The following is an 11,470-nucleotide window of genomic DNA, read 5'->3' on the forward strand; positions in this document are numbered from 1 at the left end:
CCGGCGGATAGGTATTAGCGACAGGCGACGCCCCCGATCGCGATGGCGGGAGCCGGCCGGCCGTGCGCCGCCGCCAGCTCCGCCAGCCGCTTCCCGCCGTCCGCCACCTCACGTGGCGAGATCAGCGAGGGGAACCAGCCGTCGCCCAGTCGCGCGGCCCGCCGGATCGCCGCCGCGGACGCGTTGCCCACCCACACCGGGGGCATGGCCACCTCGGGTGCCAACGTGACCGCGGGCTGCCCGGGCTCGTCCGGCAGCCGGGTCTCCTCGCCCGCGAGCAGCCTGGGCAGCAGCTCCAGAGCCCGGTCCGTACGGCTGCCACGCTGCCCGTACGGCACCCCGGCGGCGGCCCACTGCCCGGGCCCGCCTCCCGAGCCGACGCCCAGCACGAGACGGTCCCTGGACACGTACTGAAGGGTCGCGATCTGCTTGGCGGCCCACACCAGCGGGCGAATCCCCGGGACGAAGACGCTGGTGCCGATCCGGACCCGGGCCGTCACCGCAGCGGCGGCGGCCAAGGCGATCGGCGCGTCCAGTACCGGCCCGCCGACGGCCAGATGGTCACCGTGCCACACACCGTCCAGCCCGGCGTCCTCCACATGCCGCGCGGCCGCCACCAGGTCGATGCCATCTCTACGCTGTACGGCGATTCCGGGCAGAATCACCCCGATCTCAAAGCTCTTCATAGGAGCTACCATGCAACCTCAACAGCACTTGAGATCAACCGGCGCCCGCCGGACCCGCCCACCCACGGCCTTGGCATCGAGCGTCCGTCACAACGCTTCCGCCTCTTTCCGCAGCCACTCCGCCAAGGTCCGCACCAGCGGATGATCGTGCCGCTGCCGGCCGGTGGCGATCCCGATGTAACGGACAGGACGGGGCGGATTCACCGGAACGACGACCAGCCCCGGCGTATCGGGCGCCAGGGAGATGGAGGGCACCAGACTGATGCCGAGGCCCGCCGCGGTGAGCGCCTGGGCGAGGTGGTAGTCGCTGGTGGTGCCGCTGATCCGCAGCTCGAACCCGGCCGCGGCGGCATAGTCCCGCAGGAACTTCTCCGTCTTGGAGCAGCCGATGACCCACGGCTGCTCGGCCAGTTCGGCCAGGTCCACGGAGGCCCGGCCGGCCAGCGGATGGGCGGCGGGCAGCACCGCGGAGAGCGGATCCTCGGCCAGCGGCGTCCACCTCAAGCCCGTACGGTCGCCGGGCAGCACCGGCAACGGCCCGCCGAAGTGGTAGGCGATGGCCAGATCCACCTCACCCCGCCGGACCAGGGGCAGGCTGTCCTCGGGCTCCCGTTCCACCACGTTCACCTCCACCAGGGGATGGGTGGCGACGAATCGCGTGAGCACACCGGGCAGCAGGGCGCGGCCGGCGCTGGTGAAGGTGGCGATGTTCAGCCGCCCGTGGCCGGAGGCCAGCTCGTCGATCCGCTCGCGGGCGTGCCGCAGCTCGGCCGCGATCGTCTCGGCCGTCTCCACGAGCAGCCGCCCCGGCTCGGTGAGGGCCACACCGCGGGTGCTGCGGGTGACGACACGGGTGCCGAGCTGGCGTTCCAGCGCGGCGATCTGCTGCGAGACGGCGGAGGGCGTGAGCAGCATCGCGGCCGCCGCGCGGTTGAAGCTGCCGTGCACGGCAACCTCCCGCAGCACCCGCAGCCGGTGGGCATCGATCAACAGTTTTCCTTAAAACCAGGCCAGCAAGTCACCACTACCTCTACGGACGCTACCCCCGCCAGGCTTGGCCCCATGGCACAGATCTGCGTCATCGGGGGCAACCGCTACTTCGGCCGCCACCTGATCCACCTGCTTCAGGAAGCGGGAAACCGCGTCACCGTGATCAACCGGGGCTCGGCGCCGCCACCGCCCGGCACCGATCACGTCGTCGCCGACCGCGAGGACGAGAAGGCCCTCACCCGCGCCCTCGGCGGCCGGGCCTTCGACGCCGTCGTCGACCAGGTCTGCTACACGCCGGTCCACGCGGCCGTCGCCCGCCGCGCCTTCACCGGCCGCACCGCCCGCTACGTCATGACCTCCACGATGGAGGTCTACGACCCGGCCGCGTTCCCCGCTCCCCCGCCCCCGGCCGCCGTCCCGGTCTCGGAGGACGCCGTCGACCCGGCCTCGTACCCGGTGAGGTGGGACCTGCCGTGGCGATCATCAGAGGCCCTGACCCGCCTCCTGGGCGAGGCCACCTCGTACGCGGAGGGCAAGCGCCAGGCCGAGGCGGTGTTCTCCCACGACCCGGCGTTCCCGTTCGTGTCCGTACGCAGCGCCCACGTCCTCGGCGGCGGAGCTCGCGACTTCACCGAACGCCTGCGCCATTACGTGGAGCGCGTGACCGTGGGCCTGCCGGTCGCCGTGCATCGCGACCCGGCCCGCACATCGTTCATCCACCATGAGGAGATCGCCGCGCTCCTGCACTGGGCGGCCACGCGGGCCGTCTTCACCGGCCCCGTCAACGCCGCCTCCCACGGCGCCCTCACCGTCACCGACCTGTGCGAGGTGATCGCGACCACGACCGCCTCGCCGGCTCCCGCCTATCGCATCGTCCCCGGCGGGGAGCCCGCCTCCCCGTTCTCCTTCGACCGCCCGTACGCGATGAGCAACGCCCGCGCCACCGCACTCGGCTTCCCGCTCACCAAGGTCACCGACTGGCTGCCGCAGGCAGTAGCCGAGACCATCGCCGACCTCCTTCCGGAGCGCTGAAAGACCATGCATACCCGCCGTATCGGAACCATCGACGTCAGCGCCATCGGCCTCGGCGCCATGCCGCTGTCCATCGAGGGCCACCCTGACCGCGCCCGCGCGATCGCCACCGTGCACGCCGCCCTCGACGCGGGCATCACCCTGCTCGACACGGCCGACTCCTACCACTGGCACGCCGGCGAACGCGGCCACAACGAAGAGCTCCTCGCCCAGGCCCTGTCCACCTGGTCCGGCGACAGCTCCGGCATCCTGGTCGCCACCAAGGGCGGGCGTACCCGTCCCGGCGACGGCAGCTGGACGGTCAACGGCACCCCTGGCCACATCAGAACCGCCTGCGAGGGCTCCCTGCGCCGCCTGGGCGTGGCGGCCATCGGCCTCTACCAGCTCCACAAGCCCGACCCGGCCGTCCCCTGGCCGGACTCGGTGGGCGCGCTGCGCGACCTCATCGACGCCGGCCTCGTACGCGCGGCAGGCATCTCCAACGTGACCTGCGACCAGATCCACGCGGCCCGGGCCATTCTCGGGGACTCTCTGGTCTCGGTGCAGAACCGCTACTCCCCGCAATACCGCGACAGCCTGCCCGAGCTCCGCCTCTGCGACCGCCTCGGCATCGCCTTCCTCCCGTGGAGCCCTCTGGGCGGCATCGCCCGCAGCTCCCTGGACGGCCCCGGCGGCCCGCCGCCGCGCACCCCCTTCCACGCGGTGGCCGAGGAACGCGGCACCACGCCCCAGCAGATCTGCCTGGCCTGGCACCTGTCCCACTCGAAACACGTTATCCCCATCCCGGGCGCCACCCGCCCGGAGTCAGCCCGCTCATCGGCGCAGGCCACCGCCCTGACGCTGACGGAAGAGGAGCTGGAACGGCTGGACGCCGCCGCGTAGAACAGACGTCATGCAGAACACCGGAGAGGACCCGGCCGCAGCTTCACCCAAGCATCTTCCACCTACACGAGGCCCCAAGCCCGCAGCCGCCAAGACCGTCAGATCCAGCCTTCGTGTACGGCCGCCGGGCATGCGCGAACCGCCATCGCCCGAGACATCTCAGCCAACCGCACCATGCGCCTCCACCCGCCTGACCTTCGCCACACGAAGGACAAGCCCGGATCGCTACTCGGCGCTCGGAGACGCAGCCAGGGGAAACGACCACTCGCGGAACCCGGCGACCCTCTTCCAACGCCCTCCCCTGGCGCGTTGGCCGGTACTGGCTTACGCACGCCAGACGTACCGACATCTGGCGCAGTTCACAGCAGGGATTTCCTCGGCGAACACGACTTAGAGGTCCTAACAAAATGATCTAGAGCCGAGTCCCGTGGCGTTGCTGGTCGTTGATCTTCGTGTGAAGAAGGGCGAGCAGCTACCGTGGATGGTGCAGGACAGCCTGTGGGAGCGGATCGAGCCGCTGCTGCCGAAGGTGGAGCGGCGCCGGCGCCATCCGGGACGTAAGCGGCTGGATGACCGGCTGGCGTTGCAGGGCATCTTGTTTGTGCTCTACACCGCGATCCCGTGGGAGTTCCTGCCGCAGGAGCTCGGGTTCGGCTCAGGCATGACCTGCTGGCGGCGGCTGCGCGACTGGCACCAGGCCGGGGTGTGGGACCGGCTGCACCAGCTCCTGCTCGCCGAGTTGCACGCCGCCGGTCAGCTTGACTGGTCCAAGGCGGTGATCGACAGCTCCCACATCCGGGCGCTCAAGGGCGGCCCAAAACCGGGCCGAGCCCGGTCGACCGCGCCAAGCCGGGCTCGAAACACCACGTCATCACCGAAGGCGGAGGCATCCCCCTCGCCGTCTCCCTGACCGGCGGCCACCGCAACGACGTCACCCAGCTCATGCCCCTGATCAAAGCCATCCCGCCGGTACGCGGCCGCGTCGGCCGACCACGTCAGCGGCCCGACTGCCTGTACGCCGACCGCGGCTACGACCACGACAAGTACCGCCGCCTGGTCTGGCGCACCGGCATCAAACCCATCATCGCCCGGCGCGGCACCCCACACGGCTCCGGCCTGGGCATTCACCGGTGGGTCGTCGAACGCACGATCGCGCTCCTGCACTGGTTCCGCCGCCTGCGCATCCGCTGGGAAGTCCGCGACGACATCCACGAAGCGTTCATGACCCTCGCCGCTGCCATCATCTGCTGGCGACGCCTCGTCCGCTGATCTTTCTGTTAGGACCTCTTAGAGTCACCACCTGCTGCCATCGCCATCGCAGGTCCCCACTGCCGGTCGCCACCATCATGACCAGTCGTCATCGGCATCGGCATCGAGGCGGTTGCCCACCTCGCCTACGGCCGTTATCGCCCAGTGCGGCTGGCCACGATGACCTGCACCGTGTGCTCCAGCGCGTACGCAGGGTCGGCGCCCCCACCCTTGACCTGCTCGTCCGCACTGGCCACAGCCTGGATCGCCCGCGACAGCCCGTCCGGCCCCCACCCGTTCAGCTGCCGCTTCACCCGATCGACCTTCCACGGCGGCATGCCGACATGGCTGGCCAGCTGCCCACCCCGCAGGTTACGAGGAGCACTGCCGACCTTGGCCAGCGACCGCAGCCCACCGGCCAGCGCACTCACCAGGAGCACGGGAGCGACCCCGGTGCCGAGTGCCCACCTCAGCTGCTCAAGCGCCTCCGCCAGCCGTCCCTCGATCGCGGAGTCCGCGACGTTGAACCCGGTGACCTCTGCCCGCCCCTTGTGATAGCGCGCCACGGCAGCCACGCCGATCGTCTTGTCTTCCGTGTCGAACATCAGCTGGCTGCACGCCGCCGCCAGCTCCCGCAGGTCGTTCCCCACCGCATCAAGCAAGGCCTGGGCGGCGTCGCCGGCGACACCTCGCCCGGCTCGCTTGAACTCCCCCTTGATGAACTCCAGCCGCTCCCCGGCCTTGGTGACCTTGTTGACCGTCACTACCTTGGCCCCGGCCTTCTTCACCCCATCGACCAGGGCCTTACCCTTCACCCCACCGGGATGCGACAGCACGAGCACCGTGTCATCGGACGGGTGCTTGGCATAGGCGACCACCTCGGTGATGACGTCCTTCGGCAGGTCCTGCGCCGACCGGATCACCACCACGGACCTGTCGCCGAACAGCGACGGTGAGGTCAGCTGCGTCAGCTCACCGACCGCGACCTTGCCCCCCATGAGATCGTGCACCTCGGCTCCGGAGTCACCGGCCCGGGCCGCCGCGACAACGCCGCTCACCGCCCGGTCGGCCAGCAACTCCTCATCGCCGACGACCAAGGTCACAAGTGCTGGATCGGTTCCCGCCATGTCAGGCAGCATGCCATGCGCCACCGACAACCCGGTACTCGACGACATCACACCAGCTGGACGTCCGAAGGTGTGGGCGACAGACAGCCGATCTAAGAAGGTCGTTGGCCGAACATGGTGACAACAACCAGCCAACAGGGACCCCACGTACAGCCGACGGCTCCTGCCTCGTGGGCGTTGGCACCAGCGACGTAGCCTCCGAAACGATCTTCCCGGAATTCCTCTTGAACCCGGACTCCAGTTGGGGCCAAATCACGCCATACGCCGGTCCCGTTCAAGATCGCCGAGGGGGCCAACTCAGGCTCCTATCTGGAGCCAGCTCTCGTGCGCCGAATCAACCGCTCCCAAGGCCATCCATGGCTCACGAACACAGTCTCCGCATGCTCCCTGCTCCCTCACATCGCCGGAGCTACGCCCCAGGCGGCACCGCCACGCCGCCACGCGGGAGCTACGCCGCCAAACGATCTCACCACCTACGCCACCTCCCGGAGATGCGCCCCCAACGTAGTCCTACCTACGCCACCACGCAGAACTACGGCCCGAACGACACCACCGCCAACCGCCCTTCCCGCTCCACGACTGCGAGATCTCCCGCCTGATCCGTCCTGTAGACGGTGGCTCCGAGTCGGCGCAAGAGGGCAAGGGTGGACATGGCCGGATGTCCGTAGCCGTTGTCGGCCCCCACGCTGATCAACGCCGCGCGTGCGCCGAGCGACGCCAGGAACGCTGGTGACTGCCTGTTGGACCCGTGATGCGGGGTCTTGAGGATGTCGGCTTGTACGGCCAGCCGATGCAGCAACGCGTCCTGCGCCTCGGTTTCCAGGTCGCCGCCGAGCAGCGCGGAACCGGCCCGCCACCGCACGTGCAGCACCACGCTGGCATTGTTGATCATGCTTCCTTCGCCCTGACCGTTCATGTCGGCCTGGGCGGGATCCGGCGCAAGTACGGCCACCTCTGAAGGTCCGAACCGCCAGCGGGTCCCGGGTGCGGCCGTCCCTTCCGGGATCCGGCGGCGGGCCAGCGCGGCCGAGATCCAGGCGCCCGATCGTGCCCCTGTCCGCTGCGGGCTGACGACCACGGCTCCGACGCGCCGGTTCCTGAGGACTCCGGGGAGGCCGTCCACGTGGTCGGCATGCGGGTGGGTGAGGATGAGCAGAGGTACGTCATCGACACCGACCCTGCGCAGGCATCGGTCCATGACGACCGGATCGGGTCCGGTGTCGACGACCACACCGCGCCCTGGTCCGGCCGCGAGGATGAGTCCGTCGCCTTGGCCCACGTCGCACATCACCATCAACCAGCCCCTGGGCGGCCAGGGGGCGGCGATGGGCCGGACCACGAGCACCGCCACCAGAGCGGCACCGGCCGCCGTGAGCGCTATCGTCCGCCAGGCGCGGCGTCGCAGGATCGGGATCGCGATGGCCAGGGTGAGCGCCAGCAGCCCGACCCCGGCCAGGCCGCTCGGCCATGGCACGGTGGCGAACGGCAGGTTCACCGCCCAACCGGCGACCATGATGATCCAGCCGACCGCATAGCCGGCCGGGATCACCAGAAGCCGCGCGACGTCCGGGGAGATGGGCGCGACCAGGGCGGCTCCGAAGCCGAGCAGAGTCGCGGGCGCCACGGCCGGGGCCACGAGCAGGTTGGCGATCAATGCGACGGGGGTTATCTGGCCCGACATGAGCACGAGGATGGGCGTCACGGCCAGTTGGGCCGCCGCGGGCACCGCCACAGCCTCAGCCATCCAGCGCGGCAACCGCCGAGGCCTCGACAACCGGTTCGTTGTTGACGTGAGGCGGGATCTCGACGCGTCTACTCGGTGCTGGGCATCAGCAAGCGACGACACCGATTGGTCGCTGCCCCTCCGGCCCTGGGCGTGGACGGTGGACGAGATCAGCCGGTCACCGTCCCTCTGGCGCTGAACGTTGCCGGCCGTGGAGACCAGCCGATCGCCATCCCTCCGATGCTGAGCCTCAACGGCCGTGGAGACCAGCCGGTCAATGTGCCTCCCGTCCTGGGTGTCGATGGCTGACGACACCAGACGGTCGATATCCCCTCGGCGCTGCAAGTTGATTGATGACGAGACCAGGCCGTCAGCGTCCCTCCTGCCCTGGGTGATGAGCGCTGGCGACGCCGAGCCCTCGCCGCTCCTTCGGTCTGCCAGGGGCGACGCGCTCGCTCTGGGGTGAGCGTGTGCTGGGCGCCCGTCGTTGTCTTGGGTCACCGGGTCTGGCTGGTCGCGCTCGTCGTTCAGAGTCGAGAGCTTGTCGCGCCAGCGTGGGGCGAGGAGGAGGATGCCTGCGGTGGCCGCGACCGAGAGCGCGAAACCGTACGAACGGGCCAGCTCCGGGGCGAACAGCACCAGCAGCAGGACGGTTGCCGACAGGGCAGCGAGGCCGTCCCTGGCCCGGCCCGTGCCCAGAGCGATAGCGGCAGCCAGACCCATGAGGAGGGCACGGAGGACGCTTGGCGATGGGCGGGCTACCACGGTGAACGCGAGCATTGCGAGGGCGGCGAAGATTGCCCTCGAGGAAAGGGAGAGGCCGACCATGCGGGAGAGTGCGAGCGCCGCACCTGCGACGATCGCCAGATTCGCACCGCTTACTGCGTTGAGGTGGCTGAGGCCGGATTCTTTGAGATTCGAGGACACCTGAGGGTCCATGCGAGAGATGTCGCCGACGACCAAGCCGGGTAGCAACCCTCGCTGGTCGGGTGGGAGTGCCTCGGCGGCCGTCCGCAGGCCTGATCTGAGGGTGCCGGCCGTTGCCTGGAGGCCAGACGGTGGGGTCAGGACTTTCGGTGGGCCTCGGACCAGGAGGATGGCCGCTACCAGGTCGCCTGGGTTGGGTTTGGCCAGTCGGCCGGTGACGTGGAGGTGCTGGCTGGGGAGAAGCTTGCCCCAGACCGGCCCTGTGGCGAACACCGTGATGGGTACTTCGAGCGCTTGCCGGCTTCGGGCGGCCTGGATGATCTTCAGGTTGGCTGGGGTTACGTAGTTGTCTTGGGTGAAAGGTCCGCCTCTGCCTGGTCTGCGTTTGGGGTCGTCTGTCAGGGCGATCTCAGCGGTGACGAAAGCGCCCTCGGCGGCCAGCTCGGCCACTGGGCCTGTGGTGAGCGCGTGAACGCGGAAGGCGGATGCTGCCGACGCCGCTGCTGCGCAGATGAGTGTGGCGAGGATGATGTTGCGCCACGCTGACTGTCCGACTGATGCGGCCGTCGACCCGACCAGTGCTCCCTTCGACCCGGCCGGTGCCGCTTTCGACCCGGCGGGTGCTGCCGCCAATCCGGCCGGTGCTGCCGCTGATCTGGCCGGTGTCGCCACCAGTCCGGCTGGTGCTGCCACCGATCTGGTCGGTGTCGCCGCTGATCCAGCCGGTGTCGCCACCAGTCCAGTCGGGGTCGCTGCCGATCTGGCCGGTGGCGGCACGAGTCCGGCCGGTGTGGCCGCGATTCCGGCCGGTGTTGCCGCTGATCTGGTCGGTGTTGCCGCTGATCTGGCCGGTGTTAGCGGTGATCGGATCAGTGCGGCTGCGGAGGCGGCGAGAGTCGCGCACAGGGCGACGATCATGCCTGTGGAAGCTGAGCAACCGAGGAGCGTCAGCGTGGTGGCCCAGGCGACGACTGCGGGGAGAACAAGGGGCCAGGTGTGGTGGCGGTCGTCGGTGCCTAGAAAGCTGGGCTCTGGGCTGGTGCCCGACCTGCTGGTATTGCTTGGGTTTCGGTGCTGGGTTGCTGGTGGTGGCCTGGTGTCTTGTGCGCTTGGGATGGCCATGTCACACGCGCACCTTCGACTTGATCTCCTCGTACTTTCTGGGGCCGATGCCGCTCACTTCGCGGAGCTGGTCCACCGTGGTGAAGCCGCCGCGGCTGTCTCGGAACTCGGCGATGCGGGCGGCCAGGACCTCCCCCACGCCTGGAAGCTGTTCCAGTTGGTCGGTTGTGGCGGAATTGAGGTCAAGTACGGCGGTGGCTGGGTCTGGCGGTGTGGAAGGGCCGGGAGCTGCCGGGTTGGTGGCGGCCCCCACGACGATCTGCTCGCCGTCTATCAGGCGTCTGGCGAGGTTGAGGCTGCCTGTGGAGGCACCGCGGGGCACTCCTCCGGCCGCCGCCACCGCATCCGTGACCCGGGCGCCGGTGGGGAGTAGGTAGACGCCTGGATTGCGGATCTTGCCGGTGACGTGGACTGTGACTCGGGCGGGTGTGGCAGATGTGGGGGTCGTGGTCATTCCGGAGAGGACGGGGGACGGTGCCACGGGCGCGATCGAGGCGGGTGGCGGCAAGGGTTCTGGCGAGGGCTGGGATCGCCAGACGAAGAACCCGGCGATGACTATGGCGAGGACGCCCACGGCGAGCAGCACGCGCAGGCCCGGGCGGCCGGGGTCGAGGGCGGATGTCTGAGCCGCGAGCGCTGTGCGGAAGTCTTGGAAGGTGGTCGGTATGCGGATGGGGCTGGCTCTTTGCTGTGATTGTGGAAGCGGAGGGTCGCCCTTTTGGAGGCTTGGCTGGGCGGCCGCACCCGTCGCGTCGGTCCACCGGCCGGTGGCACCCCCCGCGTCGGTCCACCGGCCGGTGGCATCCCCGGCGTCGGTCCGCTGGGAGGCGGTGTCTCTAGCGTCGGTCCGCTGGGAGGCGGTGTCTCTAGCGTCGGTCCACTTAGAGGCGGTGTCTCGGGCGTCGGTCCAGAGGGCTGTGGCGTCCCTGGCCTCTGACTGCTGGGCGGTTGTGAGGCGGGCGTTTTCGTGGCTGGTGCTGGGGCGGGGTTGGTTTGAGGGCGTCTCGTACGTTTCCCGTGCAGGGGTGCTCCCCCACGCGCCGGTGGGCTCGCGGTCAGCTTCCGTACGCCGAGCGAAAGGTCGGCGTGGGCGGCGGCCAGGAGCGGTGATGGACCGTAGCCGGGACTCGGCTATGGCACGCTCTGCCGTCGGATCGGGGGTTCGCACGCTGGCGAAAGTAGACCTTCGGCAGTGATCATGGAGGAGCCGAACCGCGTTCTGGGGATAAGGGAGGCGGCTGATGAAGGGCTGTGGACAACGGCACGCCTGGAAGCCGCGTGGGTGAGGCCGAGAGGTTGATCGAAGGAACTGCCGGCGAAGTGGTCGAGTGTCTTCCGGGGGCTGATCGAGGCACTTGCAAGGAGGGCCACAGAGCAGACCCGCCCCTGGTGTAAGAGCCAGCCCGCCTCCCGGACGTGGGAGTCGGCCCACCCCTGCCCGAGACTCGGCCTGCCTGGGCCTGAAAGCCAGCCCGCCCGCGTCTGAAAGCTAGCCCGGCCGGTCGTGAGAGTCAGCCCGGCCCCCGAAGAGGGGCGAGAGCGGTGCAGGAGGTCAGGGGGGTGACTGGAAGGCGCGTGGATGGAAGGCGCGTGGATGGAAGGTGCGTGGCTGCTGGGCGTGTCGCTGGCGGGCGCGTGACGGGAGGGCGCGTGACGGGAGGGTGTGTGGCTGGGGTGGCTACAGGTCGCATGATGCGACGGTCAGGCCGAGCATCCCCGGGCCCACGTGGACG

The 11,470-nt window shown here is 69.7% G+C and carries 9 protein-coding genes; 3 read left to right on the forward strand and 6 right to left on the reverse strand.

Features of this window, described 5'->3' with window-relative positions:
• Positions 1 to 14 precede the first annotated feature (14 nt).
• Complete coding sequence (locus tag ETD85_RS54275) at positions 15 to 686, reverse strand: LLM class flavin-dependent oxidoreductase (protein ID WP_138697688.1); 672 nt, start codon at positions 684 to 686, stop codon at positions 15 to 17.
• Positions 687 to 773: 87 nt separating this feature from the next.
• On the reverse strand, positions 774 to 1,676 hold the full coding sequence (locus tag ETD85_RS54280) for a LysR family transcriptional regulator (RefSeq protein ID WP_138697689.1): 903 nt from the start codon (positions 1,674 to 1,676) through the stop codon (positions 774 to 776).
• A gap of 72 nt (positions 1,677 to 1,748) precedes the next feature.
• Between ETD85_RS54280 and ETD85_RS54285 the strand changes: the two genes are divergently transcribed.
• The 3 genes from ETD85_RS54285 to ETD85_RS54295 all read left to right on the forward strand — a co-directional run bounded on the left by ETD85_RS54285 (position 1,749) and on the right by ETD85_RS54295 (position 4,859).
• Positions 1,749 to 2,708, forward strand: coding sequence for an NAD-dependent epimerase/dehydratase family protein (locus tag ETD85_RS54285; RefSeq protein WP_138697690.1), 960 nt, complete (start codon positions 1,749 to 1,751; stop codon positions 2,706 to 2,708).
• Positions 2,709 to 2,714: 6 nt separating this feature from the next.
• Positions 2,715 to 3,590 carry an aldo/keto reductase gene (locus ETD85_RS54290; protein ID WP_138697691.1) on the forward strand — a complete coding sequence of 292 codons (876 nt, stop codon included), beginning with the start codon at positions 2,715 to 2,717 and terminating at the stop codon, positions 3,588 to 3,590.
• Positions 3,591 to 4,071: 481 nt separating this feature from the next.
• Positions 4,072 to 4,859, forward strand: a protein-coding gene (locus ETD85_RS54295; RefSeq protein WP_138689848.1) for an IS5 family transposase whose coding sequence is annotated in 2 segments (ribosomal slippage) — positions 4,072 to 4,405 and positions 4,405 to 4,859 — 789 coding nt in all. Because the reading frame shifts where the segments join, the coding sequence is not laid out codon by codon here.
• 134 nt (positions 4,860 to 4,993) lie between these two features.
• Here ETD85_RS54295 and holA read toward each other — a convergent pair.
• From holA to ETD85_RS54320, 4 genes are all read right to left on the reverse strand, one after another.
• On the reverse strand, positions 4,994 to 5,965 hold the full coding sequence (holA, locus tag ETD85_RS54300) for a DNA polymerase III subunit delta (RefSeq protein ID WP_138697692.1): 972 nt from the start codon (positions 5,963 to 5,965) through the stop codon (positions 4,994 to 4,996).
• 532 nt (positions 5,966 to 6,497) lie between these two features.
• Positions 6,498 to 9,065: a ComEC/Rec2 family competence protein gene (locus ETD85_RS65225; RefSeq protein ID WP_206059477.1), complete on the reverse strand. Its 2,568-nt coding sequence runs from the start codon at positions 9,063 to 9,065 to the stop codon at positions 6,498 to 6,500.
• Positions 9,025 to 9,519, reverse strand: coding sequence for a hypothetical protein (locus tag ETD85_RS54315; RefSeq protein ID WP_138697693.1), 495 nt, complete (start codon positions 9,517 to 9,519; stop codon positions 9,025 to 9,027). The genes ETD85_RS65225 and ETD85_RS54315 overlap by 41 nt, the downstream gene beginning before the upstream one ends.
• Positions 9,520 to 9,738: 219 nt before the next feature.
• Positions 9,739 to 10,191: a ComEA family DNA-binding protein gene (locus ETD85_RS54320; RefSeq protein ID WP_240780029.1), complete on the reverse strand. Its 453-nt coding sequence runs from the start codon at positions 10,189 to 10,191 to the stop codon at positions 9,739 to 9,741.
• Positions 10,192 to 11,470 lie beyond the last annotated feature (1,279 nt).

The organism is Nonomuraea zeae (genome assembly GCF_005889725.1).
GTDB lineage: Bacteria > Actinomycetota > Actinomycetes > Streptosporangiales > Streptosporangiaceae > Nonomuraea > Nonomuraea zeae.

What these genes read in the sequence shown, in the direction of transcription:
- ETD85_RS54285 (WP_138697690.1), top strand. Translation starts at nt 1,749, where the DNA reads ATGGCACAGATCTGCGTCATCGGGGGCAACCGCTACTTCGGCCGCCAC.
- ETD85_RS54275 (WP_138697688.1), bottom strand. Translation starts at nt 686, where the DNA reads ATGAAGAGCTTTGAGATCGGGGTGATTCTGCCCGGAATCGCCGTACAG.
- ETD85_RS54320 (WP_240780029.1), bottom strand. Translation starts at nt 10,191, where the DNA reads ATGACCACGACCCCCACATCTGCCACACCCGCCCGAGTCACAGTCCAC.
- ETD85_RS54290 (WP_138697691.1), top strand. Translation starts at nt 2,715, where the DNA reads ATGCATACCCGCCGTATCGGAACCATCGACGTCAGCGCCATCGGCCTC.
- holA (WP_138697692.1), bottom strand. Translation starts at nt 5,965, where the DNA reads ATGGCGGGAACCGATCCAGCACTTGTGACCTTGGTCGTCGGCGATGAG.